The sequence below is a fragment of the Bradyrhizobium sp. USDA 327 genome, assembly GCF_041262065.1.
In the GTDB taxonomy this organism is placed as follows: Bacteria; Pseudomonadota; Alphaproteobacteria; order Rhizobiales; family Xanthobacteraceae; genus Bradyrhizobium; species Bradyrhizobium liaoningense.
The window spans coordinates 6380751-6398433 of the sequence record NZ_JBGCCW010000001.1; the positions used below are offsets into that span (position 1 = coordinate 6380751).

At 59.3% G+C, this 17683-nt stretch carries 12 protein-coding genes and 1 pseudogene; 8 read left to right on the forward strand and 5 right to left on the reverse strand.

Annotated features, from left to right (window positions below; genetic code table 11):
- Nucleotides 1-594 precede the first annotated feature (594 nt).
- Nucleotides 595-1014, reverse strand: a complete 420-nt coding sequence (locus tag ABIA42_RS30225) for a hypothetical protein (protein WP_370118304.1) — start codon at nucleotides 1012-1014, stop codon at nucleotides 595-597.
- An 847-nt stretch (nucleotides 1015-1861) separates the two neighbouring features.
- Here ABIA42_RS30225 and ABIA42_RS30230 point away from each other — a divergent pair.
- The 3 genes from ABIA42_RS30230 (at nucleotide 1862) to ABIA42_RS30240 (ending at nucleotide 6131) form a co-directional block, all read left to right on the forward strand.
- A complete protein-coding gene (locus ABIA42_RS30230) occupies nucleotides 1862-2182 on the forward strand; it encodes a hypothetical protein (protein WP_370118301.1) in 321 nt (106 codons plus the stop codon).
- Nucleotides 2183-2479: 297 nt separating this feature from the next.
- On the forward strand, nucleotides 2480-3883 hold the full coding sequence (locus tag ABIA42_RS30235; RefSeq protein WP_370118298.1) for a GGDEF domain-containing protein: 1404 nt from the start codon (nucleotides 2480-2482) through the stop codon (nucleotides 3881-3883).
- 631 nt (nucleotides 3884-4514) lie between these two features.
- Nucleotides 4515-6131, forward strand: coding sequence for a putative bifunctional diguanylate cyclase/phosphodiesterase (locus tag ABIA42_RS30240; protein WP_370118296.1), 1617 nt, complete (start codon nucleotides 4515-4517; stop codon nucleotides 6129-6131).
- A 136-nt stretch (nucleotides 6132-6267) separates the two neighbouring features.
- Here ABIA42_RS30240 and ABIA42_RS30245 read toward each other — a convergent pair whose 3' ends face one another.
- Nucleotides 6268-6714: a transposase gene (locus tag ABIA42_RS30245; RefSeq protein ID WP_370118293.1), complete on the reverse strand. Its 447-nt coding sequence runs from the start codon at nucleotides 6712-6714 to the stop codon at nucleotides 6268-6270.
- Between the two features lie 163 nt (nucleotides 6715-6877).
- On the opposite strand from ABIA42_RS30245, the gene istA reads away from it, so the two are divergent.
- Complete coding sequence (gene istA / locus ABIA42_RS30250) at nucleotides 6878-8428, forward strand: IS21-like element ISBj11 family transposase (RefSeq protein ID WP_080769320.1); 1551 nt, start codon at nucleotides 6878-6880, stop codon at nucleotides 8426-8428.
- Complete coding sequence (gene istB / locus ABIA42_RS30255; protein WP_014497900.1) at nucleotides 8425-9234, forward strand: IS21-like element ISBj11 family helper ATPase IstB; 810 nt, start codon at nucleotides 8425-8427, stop codon at nucleotides 9232-9234. The genes istA and istB overlap by 4 nt, the downstream gene beginning before the upstream one ends.
- A 129-nt stretch (nucleotides 9235-9363) precedes the next feature.
- Here istB and ABIA42_RS30260 read toward each other — a convergent pair.
- Nucleotides 9364-10149: pseudogene (locus ABIA42_RS30260) on the reverse strand (IS256 family transposase); the annotation flags it as partial.
- Nucleotides 10150-11370: 1221 nt separating this feature from the next.
- Here ABIA42_RS30260 and ABIA42_RS30265 point away from each other — a divergent pair.
- From ABIA42_RS30265 to ABIA42_RS30275, 3 genes are read left to right on the forward strand one after another with little or no spacing between them, the layout of a single operon-like run.
- Complete coding sequence (locus ABIA42_RS30265) at nucleotides 11371-12576, forward strand: HlyD family secretion protein (protein WP_370118290.1); 1206 nt, start codon at nucleotides 11371-11373, stop codon at nucleotides 12574-12576.
- Nucleotides 12576-14546 (forward strand): glycosyltransferase, encoded by a 1971-nt coding sequence (locus tag ABIA42_RS30270; protein ID WP_370143694.1) that lies wholly within the window; start codon nucleotides 12576-12578, stop codon nucleotides 14544-14546. The genes ABIA42_RS30265 and ABIA42_RS30270 overlap by 1 nt, the downstream gene beginning before the upstream one ends.
- Nucleotides 14547-14604: 58 nt before the next feature.
- Entirely contained in the window at nucleotides 14605-15642 is a 1038-nt protein-coding gene (locus ABIA42_RS30275; RefSeq protein WP_370118284.1) for a cache domain-containing protein, read from the forward strand.
- A gap of 170 nt (nucleotides 15643-15812) precedes the next feature.
- Here ABIA42_RS30275 and ABIA42_RS30280 read toward each other — a convergent pair.
- Both ABIA42_RS30280 and ABIA42_RS30285 read right to left on the reverse strand, forming a co-directional pair.
- Nucleotides 15813-17020, reverse strand: a protein-coding gene (locus tag ABIA42_RS30280; RefSeq protein ID WP_370118281.1) for an IS3 family transposase whose coding sequence is annotated in 2 segments (ribosomal slippage) — nucleotides 15813-16744 and nucleotides 16744-17020 — 1209 coding nt in all. Because the reading frame shifts where the segments join, the coding sequence is not laid out codon by codon here.
- Between the two features lie 216 nt (nucleotides 17021-17236).
- Complete coding sequence (locus tag ABIA42_RS30285) at nucleotides 17237-17650, reverse strand: hypothetical protein (RefSeq protein WP_370118279.1); 414 nt, start codon at nucleotides 17648-17650, stop codon at nucleotides 17237-17239.
- Nucleotides 17651-17683 lie beyond the last annotated feature (33 nt).

A 17683-nucleotide genomic window follows, 5' to 3' on the forward strand; every position in this document is an offset into this window, starting at 1 on the left:
TTCCTGGCCCGGTCCGCCGGGCTGGCGATATCCCGCTGGGACGGTGGTCGTGGTGACCTCGGTCAATCGGCTGGTAGCGGCTCGTCCGCCCCCCGTTGCAAACGAGGAGGCACCCGATCCGGACATCATCATGAGGCGCTTACGACCTCGGAAAGGACCATCGGGCAACTGATCACATTGAAACCAGGTGACAGCAAATCAGCTTACTACTACGAGCTCGCTATAGATCCACCAGCCGCGCTCGCCCCGTCTGCGCAACCCCGACCTGCTCCGTCGGGCCGAGCGCTACTACTTTGCCATATGGCTTCAAAAAAAGTTGACAACAACCCGCAATTAAAGAGCCGATTGGCGATAGCCCTCATACTGGGGCGCTCGGCGGCTGTCAGCAGATTGGGACCAATCGTAGTCGCACCGATGACGACGCGGATCTGACGCATCGATTTGCGGACGGCCTTCGAGGAAGGCTCGGCTCGCGTTCTCCATTAGATGCCAGCGATCCGCGACCTGCACCGCCCGCGGCAAGGCTTTGGCCGCCGCCTCTCAATATTCTCCACCACGGTCTCGGGCGACGATCGCGATCGTGGGATGAGCACGTCAGGCTTGGGCGGTCGTGGGTTCACGATCCGGCAGTAGGGTGACGATCCGGCGTCGTTCCAGATTGCAGATGATGCTGGCGCATCGGTGATTGCGCCGCCAGGCCCAATCATCAATCCCGATAACCCTGAGCGGGCCAGCCAGGGAACGGCGACGGCGTCGGACCACGCGCAGGAGCGTATCCTTACTTACCGGCAACATCAGCTGTTTTGCGAAGGCTGCCGCCGGACGACCGCCAAGCGCCGGACCAATGTGATGGACGATAGAGCCCAGCCTCACCGCGCGTCGCGCCGACGGAGCCAGTATCCCTTGCGAAGCGCTCAGCGAATATATAGCACCGCACAGGACGGCGTCGCAGCGGAAGCGGCGGGCGATCACCAGGAGCTCTACGATCCGCCCCAAGAGCGGCAGATCGGTCACGCGTCGTCGATACCGGCTATCGACATGTCGGGAAACCGTTCTCTACGACGGACATACGCCAACGCTTCTGGACGCTCGGACCGTAATGACAACTTTGTCACCCTCCTAGCACGCGCTCTCTACAACGAACCCACGCGGCACCAGACTGGAGCGGTGGAGTGCTTGCTGCATGGCGCTGATTCTCCCCAATCAAAGCGCCAGACATCCTCCAAACTGCATCAAAAGTGAGAAGAACGCGTGCTCGAGCCCGCCCGCACCAACATGCACGATGATGAAATTGCTGATCGCTGCCATATTGACGACCTAGCAACATCGGTCGCCAAATTGCCCCGACAACGTGCTGCCCATCACGGCCCAGCGCATTCTCTTGCACGCCCGGCCTGTACGCGATGGCGGCATTCATCCGACCTGCTCAGCACACAGAAATTTCGCCGGCGTATTGAACAGCAGGCAAGCGGGCCTTTTAATCGATCGTCTCCGTTCGGACACGCACCTGTTCTCCACCAGACCGCGCGCGATTGAGGCTGCTCGAAAACTACGCAATCACGAGCTCGACCATCTCGATCACACAATCACTGAGCCTCACGAGGAGGAGCATTCGCATGGGTAGTCGAGCATGTAGCGAAGCTGGATTGGGGTGATTTGTCACCACGCCCTCCGCCGCCGACGCCACAAAAAGCGGCCGCGCTCCAGCCGCTTGGCATAAAGTGACCTGTCCAGTCCTGGCAGGCTCCAAATGTCGGCCGCCTACAAGATCTGGCAGGGGCTTAGCTTAGCCAGCTAATGTATATAGTGAAGCCTCTGTCTCGCATTTTGCGCGCGGACACGGCCAGGACGGAGGTCACAGATGGCATACAAGAAACTCATCAATCAAAGCGGGCTGACACTTACGGTGTTACTCATCACGCGCGTTGGCTCCGAGCCGAGCCAGTCCGGACCGATCGTCACAGCGGCGCTACCAGTGGGTGACAAGCAGACGATTGAGTACGGTAATGCGCAGAATCCCTTCCTCAATGGGCTCGTGATTTCCTCATCCTCCGGCGCGTTTTCGAACGGGTCACAGATCGTGACGACTCGGGGCAGCAGCTGGGATACTGTACTGAACACTCACGATACCCTTACCTTTAGCGGAGCGGGTGGGCTGAACGTGGTGGGCTCGAACACATAACCCGCCACGGCACCGACGATCCCGCAGTGGCGAACTTGGCCGCTCCTGGATGGCAAGCCAATCCTGGTGGCGTCGCAGCCCCGCCCGGATGAATGCAGCCGATGGACGGAAACGTAAATCTTGTGACTCCGCGCCCGTGCAGCGCGATCACCCGTGCCGGGTGTTGATGAGCTACGGCGGAGACGAGCCATGATACCTTCACTTGCTTGTCTAGCACGACTCCAAGATGCTTGAAGAAGGGCCCCACGAGTTCGTGAAAGGACCGCGTGCGATCATCATGGAATGACGGTATAGCATATGAGTACCAATCTTATGTTGCAGGAGCCGCCCAGCGCGCTGCGGCTGATCACACAGGCGTATACGAGCCTTCTCATTATCGGCTTCGCCCTGCTGCCCACTCAGTTCATCGCTTACCTCTATTTCCAGCAAGATCCCGCGCTGAAGTTTGAAGACCACCTGTTCCACGAATTCGCCATCGCCGTCGCCACCCTCGAGGGGCTGTTCGTCACATATGTGACATGGCGTTGCTATCGGTCTTCAGGCGAGCCTCTGTTGCGCTGGTTGACGCTTGGTTTTCTGGCCTTCGTGCTGATCTATACGCTGCACGGCGCCTTCACCGGGATGGCACATCGCAACATTTGGCTGTTTCTGCTCTATGGGCCAGCGTCGCGTCTGGCGATGTCGATTCTGCTCTTCGTCGGGCTACTCAGCTACAACCGGCCGTCCGACGGACTTGAGAAGCGCTCGGACACGCGCGCATGGCTGACGTGGATTGGCCTGTTCCTTACGATGGACCTAGCTGTCGCACTGGTCGCCTATTCACCCTATGCTGGGCACCCGGCGGTCCGCCTGTCCATGGAGGGGGGCGCATTGCTCTTCAGTGCGCTGAACGTCGCGGTCTTGCTCATGCGACGGATTCACTCGCCGCTCATGCTTGTTTTCGGCATTTCTGTCGCATGGTTTGCGCTATCGTCGCTCGCATTCATTTTGGCCGCGCCGTGGAATCATATGTGGTGGCTGGCTCACGCAATCTTTGCTGGCGGATTTTTTTTGCTCAGCTATGGCGTCGTCCAGGCTTTCCGAACAACGCAATCGTTCGCCACCATCTATAGCCAGGAAGAAATGACCGCCCGCCTGGCCAAATCGATGGCCGACACTCAAAAGGCACTTCAGCAAGTGAAATTGAGCAATCGACGGCTGGAGCGGCTCGCCGCCACTGATCCATTAACCGGTGCCGGGAACCGGCGCCACTTTATCGAGCATATCGGCGCGGAGATCGCACGAGCCAAGAGGACCGGAGCTCCGTTGTCTCTGCTGTCCCTCGATCTAGACCATTTCAAGGATATAAACGACTCACGTGGTCACAGCGTCGGCGATGAGGTCCTGCGCGTATTCGTGCGAAAGTGTCTGGAGGCAATCCGGCCTTACGACTCTGTCGCGCGCGTGGGCGGTGAAGAATTCATGGTACTGCTCCCGGGGGCGACGCTCGACGCGGCTGGCGCGGTCGCCGAGCGCCTTCGATCGGCCATCGAACGCACTGCATTCGACGTCGGAGCCGAACCGTCGGTCGGCGTCACCATCAGCGTTGGAGTGTCGGAGTTCAGGCGTGATGGAGACACGCTCGACGGGTTCTTGAACGTCGCCGACCAGCGACTCTATCGCGCAAAATTTGAAGGCCGCAACCGTGTGGTTGTCGCCTAGGATATCGTTCATCGTTCACTCCGTCTCCGGTGCTCTTGACCGGGACGCCCGTTCTCGCTGTTCTCCGAGCCAAACCCCGCCTCTATTAACAACTATTCGGTCATGGTCCATCCATTGCAATTTGCAGGCAGGTTCACTAGCTGCCGGGAGCTGTTATGTCGTTGCTTGCTACGACGGCGTCGCGTGACAGCCGTCGTTCCATCGAGCGCTCAACTGGCGGTCGCCTCACCTCGCCAAGGCGGCCGCCCCTTGGCGCGCGCCGCGAGCCAATCCGCTCGCCAGGCACTTGGCAGAAGGTCCGGATCAGGAGGTACAACTAGTAGGAACTTGGTCGCGCTGATTGCTATCGCACGTAAACTAGCGCCCTCCCTTGGCGCTCGCGCTCCAGAGTGTTCAAAGTCTTGAAGCGGCATATTCAGGATATAGCTCGTTGCTTCGGTGCGCGAACTTGCCGGCCGCTCGAACACAACATTTGCGGGAGGCCGCTATCGCGCCCCGATGGCTCATTGCTGCTTGCGAAGCCGTTACTGAAGTTCGGCAATCGGCGCAACATCTGGTTCTCAACAATCATGCTGCGGCCAAGAACCTCACTGGGCCACCCCGCGCTGCGGAGTGTTTGAATGAGATGAGAATGTCAACTCCACGATTGCGCGTATTGCACTTCGATTGGCGCAGTTCTGCCACGAGGGACCTCATTGCTCTCTTCGGTGGCGTCGTTCTCACTTCACTTTTAGCGTATCTCTATGGGCTTGGCCCTCGTTTAGCGCAGCTGGGACAGCGCTATGTGGAGTCGGTACTCGACGACATTATCTTCATCGTGTTCGTTGCATTCTTGCTGAGCATTGGGCTCACGATCTTTAGTGTTCGGCGCTACCGAGAACTCGCCCGCGGAACTGAAGCACGAACCATCACAGAAGGAGAAGTCCGCGATTTGGCGCGACACGATCCATTGACTGGCTTGCCAAACCGCCGCCTGTTTGATGACAAACTTGATCTGTGCGTTGGCCTCGCCACCGACACACATCAAGTCGCTGTTCTGATGCTCGGCCTCGACGGCTTAAAGCGAATCAAGGATACGCACGGCCATGCGGCGGTGGACAAGGCACTCTGCGAACTTGCCACAAGGCTTGCCGACATCTTGTGCAAGGACGGCCTCCTGGCGAGGATCGGAGGCGACGAATTCGGGATCGTCCTGCCCAACATTAGCTCCCTCGAGGATCCCGCCAATCTGGCGCGCCGTATCGTGGCGTCTGCCGCCGACAGTTTCGCGATTGAGGCTGGCGCAGCCGAGCTTAGTCTTGGAATTGGCATCGCCATCGCTCCGCTTGATGGCGTCACTCCCCACGAATTGGTTAGGCGCGCAGAACGCGCACTTTATCGCGCGCAAGGCGACGGCAGGTCGCGTGTTCGCTTTTTTGAGCCTGACATGGACGTGCATGTCGAGCGGCGCATCAATATTGAGCGTGAGCTTCGGAGCGCTATCGCAACGGATATTATCGAGCCCCATTACCAGCCGGTGGTTTCACTTGTAAGTAATCGCATAGTCGGGTTCGAGGCGTTGGCGCGTTGGGAGAGCAAGACATCGGGCCATATCCCGCCTGACGTGTTTATTCCGATTGCAGAAGAAACAGGCCTCATCAACGCTCTTGGAGATCAGCTGTTTCGCCGCGCGTGTCTTGATGCCACTGCGTGGCCAAAGACGTTTTCGCTTGCCTTCAACATTTCGCCTGTTCAGTTGCGGGATTCCGCGCTGGGAGAGCGCATTATATCGATCCTAGAGCAAACCGGCTTTAGTCCGCGCCGCCTGGAGATTGAAATTACAGAGAGCGCGTTCGTGGAAAACAACGGGGCTGCGAAGACCGTGATAGACGAACTTCGTCATGCCGGCGTCCGCATTGCGCTCGATGATTTCGGGACAGGTTATGCTACGCTTAGCCAGCTGCTTTCGTTTCGTCTTGACAAGATCAAGATCGATCGCAGCTTCGTGTCTCATCTCGACTACAGCACTGACAGCCGGGTGATCGTTCGTGCTATACTCGGCCTTGCTGAAGGGTTTGGTTTGACGACCACGGCCGAGGGAGTCGAAGACGAACGCCAGCTCGTCTTTCTGGTGTCTAATGGTTGCACAGAAGGACAAGGCTACCTGTTCAGTGGTCCCGTTCCAGCCGCCGGTATCCCCGCGCTGCTCGATCGCGAAGCCAGCCGCGGACCGGTCACTGAAGATGGAGCAAGAAACCCACATGCGTGAGCCGACGCGCTGAGTTCAAGCGTGCTCGGGAGGCGCTTGATTAGAATAAAGCGTCTAGAGTTGGGGAGTGTCAGAAGTTTTGTGTAAGAGCGTCTCTGTGAGGGGTTTGCGGGGTCAGCGGACTGACCCCATGGGGTCAGTTCGCTGAGCCTGCAAAGCGCTCGCCGAACTGGATGGCAAACTGGCCCATTGCGGCCGTCCATGCAACCGGTCGTCGCCAATGGATGCCGGCATTTCTGATGGCGAGGTAAAGCAGCTTCATCGCCGCCTCGTCGTTGGGGAAGCTGCCGCGTGTTTTGATGATCTTGCGCAGCGAACGGTTCAGCGCCTCGACCGCGTTGGTGGTATAGATCATTTTGCGTATCTCCGGCGCGAAGGCGAAGAACGGAATGACGTGCTCCCACGCCCGGCGCCAGGCCGCCCCGATCGCGGGATAGCGCTTGCCCCACTCGGCTTCGAAGTCCTCGAGCCTGAGCAGAGCGGCGTCGGCATTCTCGGCATGATAGATCGCCTTGATCGAGGGAAGGATCGCCTTGCGATCCTTCCAGGACACGAAGGATAGGCTGTTGCGGATCAAATGCACGATTGCCGCGCGGCGAACAGGATGGAAGTGGAGCGTCGACCATGATGAGAGGGCTACGCCGGGCTCGTGACGCAGGGAGGGCGTAGCCCGACCGGAGTTACGAGCCCGGCGTCGGCGCGATCCACAGCGGACCGCGCCGACTGGTGATCGCGGCCGGCTGGTTATGCAAGTGGTTCTTCCGCCAAGAGGAATCACTCGCGTGCCAGGCCGACACATTACCGATCACCAAATGAGGCTCTACATGAAGTACCGTCAGACCGATAGCCCACCCGTGGCCGCCGCCAAGGCTTCGTTCAGCACCTCGACCGCTTACCGGATCGAGAAGGATCGACGCCTTCCGTCGCAGAAGAAGGCTCCCCGCGGCCGTCGCCGGCCAGATCCCTTGGCCCGCGTATTTGAGACAGATATCGCGCCGATGCTGAAGGCCGCCCCCGGTGTGCGGCCGGTCACGATCTTCGAGGAGTTGCTCCGACGCCATCCCGAGCTCGGCGCCGGCATCCGTCGCACGCTGGAGCGCCGGATCCGGGCCTGGCGGGCGATCCACGGCGAGGAGCAGGAGGTCATCTTCCGCCAGACCCACGAACCCGGTCAGCGCGGCCTGTCCGACTTCACCGACATGGGCGAATTGGGTGTCACGATCGCGGGCGTACCGCTCGACCATCGTCTCTATCACTTCCGGCTGGCCTATTCCGGGTTTGAGCACGCCCATGTCGTGCTCGGCGGTGAGAGCTTCGTCGCTCTGGCCGAAGGCCTGCAGAATGCCTTGTGGTCACTCGGTGGGGCGCCACGGGAGCATCGCACCGACAGCCTGTCGGCCGCCTTTTGCAATCTCGACCGCGACGCCAAAGACGATCTGACGCGGCGATACGAAGACCTCTGTGCCCATTACGGCATGCGGCCTTCCCGCAACAATCGTGGCATCGCCCACGAGAACGGGGCGATCGAGAGTTCGCATGGTCATCTCAAGCGAGCGATCGGCGACGCGCTGTTGCTGCGTGGCACCGCCGACTTCGACGATCTAGCTGCCTATCGTGGCTTCATCGATGAGATCGCCAGCCGCCGCAATGCCCGCAACGCCAAGCGGATCGACAGTGAACGTAGCGCACTTCAGGATCTGCCGGACCGCCGCACGTCGGACTATGAAGAGGTGATCGTCCACGTGACGTCGTCCGGCGGCTTCACCTTGCGCAAGGTGTTCTACACGGTGCCGTCGCGCTTGATCGGCCATCGGCTGCGGGTGCGCCTGTATGACGATCACCTCGACGTGTTTGTCGGCGGCACGCATCTCCTCACCTTGCCGCGCGGGCGGCCGCATCCCAATGGCAAGCACGATCAGGTCGTCGATTATCGGCACGTGATCCATTCCTTGCGGCGCAAGCCGATGGCGCTCCTCAACCTGGTCTACCGCGACCAGCTGTTCCCCCGGGAAGCTTACCGCCGAGCCTTCGACGTCTTGCGCAAACGCTTACCGGACAAGAAGGCCTGCCGGATCATGGTCGATCTCCTCGCACTCGCCCATGAGCGCGGTTGCGAGGCCGAACTCGCCAATCAGCTCACGGCTGACCTGAACGACGGCCGGCTGCCCGACCTCAACCGGCTACGTACTCACTTCGCCCCGGATCCCGCCCAGGTGCCGAACGTCGTGGTACGCCTCGCACCGCTCGCCACCTATGAATGCCTCATCGGTACCGCCGAGATCGGAGGCGCCGCATGAGCACAACCAACGTAGTCGACACCGCGCGCCTCAATCTGTTGCTCAACGAGCTGCGGCTGCCCGCCATCAAGGCGCTGTGGCCGCAATTTGCCGAGCAATCCGATATAGAAGGCTGGCCGGCGGCGCGCTTCCTCGCCACCATTGCCGAGCACGAGATCGCTGAGCGCGGCCGCCGCCGCATCGAGCGCCATCTCGTCGAGGCGCGGCTGCCTACCGGAAAGACCTTTGACAGCTTCGACTTCGAGGCCGTGCCGATGATCTCCAAGGCGCAAATGACCGCACTCGCCGCCGGCGACGGCTGGCTCGGCAAGGGCGCCAATCTGCTGCTGTTTGGTCCGCCCGGTGGAGGCAAGAGCCACTTGGCGGCAGCAATCGGCTTGGCCCTCATCGAGAACGGATGGCGCGTCCTGTTCACCCGCACCACTGATCTCGTGCAGAAGCTCCAGGTGGCTCGCCGCGAGCTCAACCTCGAGGGCGCCATCAACCGCCTCGATCGCTTCGATCTCGTCATCTTGGACGATCTTGCCTATGTCACCAAGGACCAGGCCGAGACCAGTGTGCTGTTCGAGCTCATCAGCGCACGCTACGAGCGACGCTCTTTGCTGATCACCGCCAATCAGCCCTTTGGAGAATGGAACAAGGTCTTTCCGGACCCAGCTATGACCCTCGCGGCGATCGATCGCCTTGTTCACCACGCCACCATCGTCGAGATGAACGTCGAGAGCTATCGCAGGCGGACTGCCCTCGAGCGAAAGCGTGGTCCAGGGCGGCCACCGGAGCACGCGACACAAAAAACGCTCGCTTGATTGACGCTCCGCGACAATCAAAGCAAACAAAACTCTTGCGCGCGACAATCATCGCGGCGATCATCATCGCGCCGCGACACTGACTCGCCATCCTGATCGCCGCGCTCTTCCGACCCAGATCGTCGCGCTATACACGATGCAGGTCTGGACCATCGCCTTGGGAAAGACGCTGTTGATCGCCTCGGGAAAGCCCTTCAGACCGTCGACGACGGCGATCAGGATGTCGGCGACGCCGCGGTTCCTCAGATCGTTCATGACCTTGAGCCAGAATTTGGCGCCTTCGGTTTGCTCGATCCAAAGCCCGAGCACGTCTTTCTCGCCCGATGCAGTGATGCCCAGCACGACGTAGACTGCCTTGTTCTTGACCATCCCCTCATCGCGAATCTTGACCCTGAGCGCGTCGAAGAAGACCACCGGATAGATCGCTTCCAGCGGCCGGCTCTGCCATTCGCGGACCTCGTCGAGAATCGCGTCGGTGACCTTGCTGATCAGATCGGAGGACACCTCGGTGCCGTAGAGCTCGGCCAGATGGCCCTGGATCTCCCGTACCGTCATGCCCCGCCCGTAGAGACTGATGATCTTCTCGTCGAAGCCGTCGAAGCGGGTCTGGCCCTTCGCGACGATCACCGGTTCGAACGTGCCGGCGCGGTCGCGCGGCACCTCGATCTCGATCTCGCCGTCGTCCGTCAACAGCGCTTTGCTGCTTGTGCCGTTGCGGCTGTTGCCCGACCCGCGGCCCGCCGGGTCGCCCTTCTCATAGCCAAGGTGGTGGGTCAGCTCCGCACCCAGTGCGCGCTCCAGAAGCGCCTTCTTCAGTCGTCTGAAAAGCCCGTCTTCGCCGGCTAAGTCTTCTGGCTTGAGGCTGCCCCCGGCAAGAAGCTGGTCCAAAATCTCAGGTGAAAAATCCGTAGCCATGTGAGTCTCCTGTCAAAGGTAAACTCACAGAAACCATCTTACACCGAGTTACTGACACCCTCTAGAGTTGCCGCGATACATTCGACGCATTACCCTGCATTGTTGCTCAGCGCGGGCGCATTCACTTGGACGGGGCGCAGACTCTTAAGAGATCACCTTGGCTCGATTACGCGATTGCGGGCGGCGGCCTGTCGTGCATCACCGTTTTGACCGACTCCAGCGTCAACGCACAGGGGCCCGCGAACGGCCCCATGCGCTCAGGGTGCGCGAGCGGCCAAGCGCCTGATCTTCGACTACTCCTCTTCGCTCTGGCGGCGTGCAGATACACGATGAGCTGAATTAACGGCGATCAGATACCCGAAGTCTGGATATCATCTCGAAGAGCCGTTATCCAAATCCCCTAATGCCCCTCCGACTGAAGCGCCCGAGCCGTCTCCTAACTCCTAACGGCTCCTGATTACTCCAGGGAGCGCCGGACGCACACGATCCGAATCACACTTCCACGGACATCCGCTGCTCCCCGTCAGGTGGGAGCCCTCCTGATCAGGCCGTTTATGATCAGCCAAACCTCCCAGGCCGCATTACTCAGCACCAAACGATCCCCCAAGGCTTCCAAAACGAGACTTAGTCCGATTTGCGACCTTACGTTAGAACATGACCTTGACTGTCCGATTTCTGACATGCTGTCGGTTTGGTACACTTCCTTGAAAAACTATCCCCTTCTGATCAAGCTGTCGCGGTTGGCACAGGATTTGAACAGAGAGGTCCATCTACCGCAGCCGCCACGAAGCGGCGGCTACACTAACGCTTCTTCGGCTGTAGCCTTTTGACGCAATGACACGAGCTGCCACATGGAGTCGGTCTCAATAGCACGTCATAAAAACTGCCCTCAATGTGGCTCTGCATTGGTCCACCTCGAGTGGCATGAACGCATCGGTGCCCGGGGAGTCCAAGATCTCTGGCGCTGCTGGAACTGCAGGAATGAATTCATGACCGTTTGCACTTTTGACGATACGGATCCTCCTGCCGCTGAGATCACGAAGCTCTTCTTTACCAGCCTGTTAGTCTGATCATGACGCCTGAGCCGCTAACACTTGCATCCGAGCGGACTTGGCAATCCAAAGCAGGGCGGAGGGTCGCTTAGGCGAAAACGATTGGACCGTCGCTGCTCAGTAATACGCTGCGCGACCTTCCCGTCATAAATGCAGTTGGAATGTCCTTATGAGGCTCGTACGTGCAATCATCGGCTTGGCCCTGTTGGCAGTGGGATTGTACGTTATTATCGGTGAGCACTTCGCTGGAACATCGGCGGATGCTACACTCAATGCGCGGCTCTACATCGTTCGCGCCCCGATCGAAGGAAAGGTAACGCTTGCCGTAAAGAGCATCGGCGCGCGCATTAGTCCCGGCGAGTTCATAGCAGAAATCAACGACCAACGCTTCGATACCGCGAGGCTTCTTGAGCTTGATCGCGATCGCACGAACCAGCAGATCGAGCTCAACCGTCTTGTTGGCCAGCGAGAGGCCTTGTCCGCATCCAGGTCTCGCTTCGATGTTCAATCAACTGATTACCAGCGCGGAAGGGTTCGGCAGATTGAGGCTCGAATTGCCGAAACGAAAGCAGCTCAAGACGCTGCGGCCACACGCCTTCGTCAAGCGGACGCAGAATTCAAGCGAGCAAACGAACTAAGCGCGCGTGGTGTACAGACGGCGGCGAATTTGGATCGCGCTCGTGCAACTTACGACGTCGCGCAGCAAGAACTGGAGAGTGCGCAGCAGCGAGTGAAATATTTGGAGACGGAACTTACGTCCGCTCGCGAGGGCGTCTTCATCGGGGAGTCCTATAACGACGCTCCCTCCTCGGCCCAACGTATCCGAGAGCTCGAGCAGCGGTTGGCCGAGCTAAATGTCGACAAGGAGCAGGTGAAAGCACGTATTGTACAGCTCGACCGGCAAGTCGATGCCGAGCGTCTTCGTGTCAATAATTTGAGCTTCGCTACCCTTAATGCCAGCGTCGTTGGTCTGGTCTGGGACATACTAATAGACGATGGCCAATACGCGCGGCGCGGCCAGGATCTCGTCAAGATCGTAGACTGCAGTACCCTGATCGTCACCGCGGGCGTCAGCGAATCTCTCTACGACGGTCTCTCGGTGGGAACGGCCGCGCAATTTCGGTTGTTTCGAGATGATCGTATTTTCAATGGAACCATAACCCGCCTTGGCGGATCCGGCGCGGCCTCGCTCTACACCAATCTTGCTGTGGGTCCAAGTGCGCAACATCTCCAGCGCTTTGATGTCACTGTGACAGTTCCAGATCTTGCGGGAGAGGCAGATCTCGGCTGCGCGATTGGACGCACTGGACGCGTCATCTTCACAGCTGGCCCAATCGCACAATTCCGTCGCTTTATAACGCGGTACGGGCTCTAATGCTCCTGCTGTCGCCACTCGTTGCTGCCTTCGCAGGCGCCGCCCTCATAATTGGGCTTTGGCTTACCGTCTTTCCGTTTCTCAATCCGATGAAGTGGTATTGGCGCGCTCTTCTCCTGGGGACGGCTGCCGTACTGTCTTGGCGTTATATGGCTTGGCGCTTCACCGAAACGTTAGCGCCGCTCGACTGGACTGCGGACGCGCTGTTCAGTTGGGGATTCGCCATCCTCGAAGCTCTGACGATGCTTTCCTCTACCATCGCGTTTTTCATACTGTCGCGGGTGAAAGAGCGGTCGGCAGAAGCAGACCGGTACTCCGAATGGTGGCTGCCTGGAGAAGCGCCGCGTGTGGACGTTTTTATCACGACTTACAACGAGCCGTCGGAAGTGCTCGAGCGCACGATCATTGGCGCGGCGCAAATCCGCTATCCACGGCTTCGGATTTTTATCCTCGACGACGGCGCCAGGAATTGGGTGCGGCAACTTTGCGAGCTGCACGAAATCGGATATCTCGCACGCTCGGATAAGGAGCACGCTAAAGCGGGAAACATTAACCATGCACTTCGCGCGTGCGCCCGCGATCCAGCCCCCCCGGTCTTTGTCGCTGTACTTGACGCAGATTTCGTTCCCCATGCGAACTTCATCGAGCGGACGCTAGCGTTGTTTCACGAGCCAAGCGTCGCACTAGTGCAAACCCCGCAGCACTTCTTCAATCCTGACCCGATCCAACATAACCTTGGAATAAGCACCGCATATCCGGATGAACAACGTCATTTCTTTGACAACGTCGAGCCAGCGCGGGACGCTTGGGGGATTGCCATCTGCTGTGGGACATCATCCGTAATGCGGGTACAGGCCGTCGAGCAGATTGGCTGGATTCCAACACAAAGCGTAACCGAGGACTTCCTACTCACCCTCAAGCTTGCGGAAAACGGCTGGCAAACTGTGTACCTTAACGAGCCATTGACTGAAGGTTTGGCTCCCGAAGGACTGAAAGAGTATATTACTCAGCGTGGACGGTGGTGCCTCGGCTTGATGCAAATTGTCCGCAACTCATACAGCCCCTTTGGCATGCGCAGCCTTGGTCTGATGCATAGAATCGGGATCCTCGATTCATTGCTCTACTGGCTCAGCACTTTTCCCTTCAGGCTTGCCAGCCTGATTTGCCCACTGTTGTACTGGTGGTTCGGCATCACCATCGTGAACGCGTCGCTGGTGGAAATTATCAGGTACTATGTACCCTATTACCTAATGGTTCTGGTGTCCCTGAACTGGCTTTCAAAAGGGTTGTTTGTCCCGCTTCTCAACGATACGGCTCAACTGATCGCTGCCTGGCCCATCAGTCAGGCAGCTGCTCTCGGGCTTCTGACCAGCGGATCGCATAAATTCTCGGTGACGGCCAAAGGCGGCGACCGCACCAAGGTCGTTGTTCAATGGGCGTTGATGCGACCGTTTCTACTCCTACTCGCACTTACGATCGGCGGCCTGATCGTGCCGTTGAACTCCGATTTTGTCTTCGATACGTCCGCAACAGCGGGCGACGGCACGGCTATCGTGATGTTCTGGACAGTTTACAACATTCTGGTGCTGTTCGTGGCCGTCGTGGTGTGCATTGAACGACCGAGATACGATCGACCTCAGCGCCAGATTCCAGAACCCATCACGTTGGTGATCCAAGGTGAGAAGCATCGCGGATGGCTTCTCAATCTGGGCCGAGGGGGCGCTCGAATCAGCGGTCCATCCGGACTTTCTGCCGGAGCAGCAGGGAAGCTCGACCTGCCCGGGATTAGCGGAGTAGACGCGCATGTTGCTGCGACTACTCGTGATGGCTATCGAATCAAGTTCTCTCCAACTCCCGAGCAAAGGGCGAAAATTATCAAGAAGCTTCACACCGAATCGGCCATGCCAGGGGCCGATCGAGGGAACATCTTGCAAATGATCCGCGAGTTGGCGCGAGCTCTAACGAGTTAAGGAGCACGAGATGCCGAGAAGACCGAGCCTACTCTCCTTGGTGTTCTGGGGAGGCGCCTTGCTCATATTGGTGCCGGCCGTGGTGACCGCGACGATCTACACGGCCTTGCTACAGCAAGGGGGAGAGCAGCTGCAGTTCGACGCGTTAAGAATTCGCGGCGAAATGAGTTCCGCGCTGTTGGCCCGCCGGCTCTACGGAGTTTGGATGGATGTAGCTCGGTCCGCTGAGCTCATTAACCTAACTGATCTAAAGAATGCGCGAGAACACATCGACTTCTTGAGCCGCCTTGATCGACGCTACACTTGGCTCGGCGTCGCGGATCTCGAAGGGACCATTCTCGCGGCTAAAGACGGCATGCTCGAAGGAGCAAGCGTTGCACAGCGACCTTGGTTTAGGCGGGGCCTTGTCTCGCCGGCGGCTATCGATGTGCATGCCGCTCAACTACTGGCCACCCAGTTGCCTCCACCTCGTGAGCCCTATCGCTTTATCGACCTGGCAGCGCCGTTGCGCCACGCCGGCTCCGTTGCCGGGGTCATCGGCGCTCACCTCGACTGGAAATGGGTCGCAGAAGGCATGGACTCGTTACAAGTACCCGGCATTGATGTGCTGCTGCTTTCAAGAGATCGAACCGTCCTGTTTGGTCCGCCGGATCTTATCAACAAGCCGCTCAACATCGGCTCCGCGCTTGCGGCTAGTCGCGTCACGACTGCGTCTCTGCGCGAACGTTGGGCTGACGGCAGGGACTACTTCACGGTGATCGTTCCGACGGTCGGCTTCGCGAACCTTCCGAGCTTCGGTTGGTCTCTTCTGGTTCGGCAGAGTGCCGACGAGGCGCTTGCGTCCACCCGTAATCTAATCCGATCATTCTGGAGTAGTTTTGGTGCTTGTGCCATTGCTACACTAGCACTGCTCTTTTGTGCGGCGCAGTGGCTGAGGACGCCCCTTCGCCGGCTCTCGAATACAGCGGAGGCCCTCTTGCACGATCCATCTGCGCGCCCGCCATATTCGGAAACACGCTTTAATGAAGCGGCGAGGCTCAGTGACGCGCTAGCTCGTATCCAGTCGAAGCTGATGGGGCACTCTGGTCGCAACTGAATCCAAGCACCGGGTGGAACCGACTAGCTGAACGATGATCAGAATGGCCTTCACGACGGAGGCCTGACGCACCGGGCATGAATTTGCGTGAAGTGTGAAATGGACTCGCGGAGCGGGACCACTTGAACCGGTTTGTTAGTTGGAAACTGACCGCTCCTGATGCGTTTCTATCATGCTGCCAGAGATGCTGTCTGCTGCAGTTGCTGTGGGCATGTGGTCAACGCGCCAGCGTTGTCCACCATGTCCACAGCCTTCGCAGCCTGCATCCGTTCGCGCCAGACCGCCATCGGCGTGCGATAGCCGTGGGCCTGATGAAGGCGACGATCGTGGTAGAAGGCGATCCAGCTCGCGATGCCTGCCTTGGTCTCGCGGCCGTCGGCATAGCCCTTGAGATAGATGTCCTCATACTTAAGCGACCGCCACAGCCGCTCGATGAAGACGTTGTCCATCCAACGACCGCGGCCATTCATGGAGATCTTGATCCCTGCGCCCGCCAACGCGCCGGTGAAGGCCGCGCTGGTGAACTGGCTGCCCTGGTCAGTGTTGAAAATCTCCGGCGTGCCATACTTCGCCAGCGCCTCGTCCAGAGCTGCCACGCAGAACGAGAGGTCCATCGTGTTCGACAACCGCCACGCCAGAACCGCACGGCTCGCCCAGTCGATGATGGCGACGAGATAAAGAAAGCCGCGGCCGATGGGCAGATACGTGACGTCGGCCGCCCACACCTGGTTTGGCCGGCCGATCGTCATGCTGCGCAACAGATAGGGATAGATCTTGTGGCCCGGCCTCGTCGTGTTCGGCCTTGGTCCCAGCGCCGCGATGCCCATCTTGCGCATCAACCGCTGCACGCGCTTGCGATTGACCCGCAGCCCCTCAGCCTTCAGCATCGCGGTCATTCGCCGCGAGCCCAGGAACGGCAAGGCGGTGAACAGCTCGTCGAGCCGCCGCATCAGGGCAAGGTCGTTGTCGTTGGCCGGCCGTGGCGGCCGGTAGACCCCAGAGCGCGCGATGCCAAGCAACCTGCATTGCCGGCGGATCGACAGCGCCATGTCGGCGCGATCGAGCATTCCTCGACGGTCCGGCGTGCTCATCTTCCGGACCTCCGCGCTAAAAAATCGCGCTCGACTGTCAGTTGTCCAATCTTGGCGTGCAGCTTCTCGATCTCGCGTTCGCGAGCGTCCTCGCTCTCCCGCCCGACACCCGCGTCAAAGGCCCGGGCCGCCTGGTCCAGCAGCTGCTTCTTCCAGGCATAGATCTGGTTCGGGTGAACCTCGTAGCGCTGGGCCAGATCAGCCACCATCGCCTGCTCCCGCACGGCTTCCAGTGCGATCTTTGCCTTCAATGCCGCGTCGATCTTGCGTCTCGTCTTCGTCGTCATCATCCGCTCCGCTTATCAAACGGAGCCGCCTCCTCCAACTAAGCACGTGGTCCCAAAATCGGGCCATTTCAAACTGTCAGAGTGTGTATGACGACGGTCTGCCAGCTCGCATCTCGAAGTTACGAAGCAACTCATTATAGAGTTCGGCATCAACCACCGATTGCGCATGAACGATGGTACGAGGCCGAGATGCTGCGGCGGGTCGATGAAGCATGGTCAAACTATCATGCGATCTACGGGCCGGATGCGCCGCGGGAGGGCCGAGCGGCGAATGCGCAACGAGACTACAGTGATGGCGCTTACCTGCCATCCTCCTAGGGGGCCTGGCTGCTTGCGATGATGGCACTTGTGCTGCTCTAAGCGAGTGAAGACAACGAGCTTGAAGGCCGCGCGAAACGTCGGCTCCGTTCGACGCGTTCGCGCGCCCAGAAGCGGCATGATCAACGACATCTTGCGTGAAGCGGCAACGCGCGCTTGGTACTCTTCGAGATCCACTTCGCGCGTCACATGTGCGAACGAATCTTCGAAGCTGGCGTGAAGTTCGCCTTGTTCGATCCACGCCTGACCGCTGCCCGCACTGATGCGAGGGCCGACAAATACTTCACGTCGGCGCGCCTTGCGGTAAAACATGCGTTCGATCGTCCAACTCGTCAGGGTCCCTCA

What these genes read in the sequence shown, in the direction of transcription:
- ABIA42_RS30230 (WP_370118301.1), top strand. Translation starts at nt 1,862, where the DNA reads ATGGCATACAAGAAACTCATCAATCAAAGCGGGCTGACACTTACGGTG.
- ABIA42_RS30235 (WP_370118298.1), top strand. Translation starts at nt 2,480, where the DNA reads ATGAGTACCAATCTTATGTTGCAGGAGCCGCCCAGCGCGCTGCGGCTG.
- ABIA42_RS30240 (WP_370118296.1), top strand. Translation starts at nt 4,515, where the DNA reads ATGTCAACTCCACGATTGCGCGTATTGCACTTCGATTGGCGCAGTTCT.
- istA (WP_080769320.1), top strand. Translation starts at nt 6,878, where the DNA reads ATGCAAGTGGTTCTTCCGCCAAGAGGAATCACTCGCGTGCCAGGCCGA.
- istB (WP_014497900.1), top strand. Translation starts at nt 8,425, where the DNA reads ATGAGCACAACCAACGTAGTCGACACCGCGCGCCTCAATCTGTTGCTC.
- ABIA42_RS30265 (WP_370118290.1), top strand. Translation starts at nt 11,371, where the DNA reads ATGAGGCTCGTACGTGCAATCATCGGCTTGGCCCTGTTGGCAGTGGGA.
- ABIA42_RS30270 (WP_370143694.1), top strand. Translation starts at nt 12,576, where the DNA reads ATGCTCCTGCTGTCGCCACTCGTTGCTGCCTTCGCAGGCGCCGCCCTC.
- ABIA42_RS30285 (WP_370118279.1), bottom strand. Translation starts at nt 17,650, where the DNA reads ATGTTTTACCGCAAGGCGCGCCGACGTGAAGTATTTGTCGGCCCTCGC.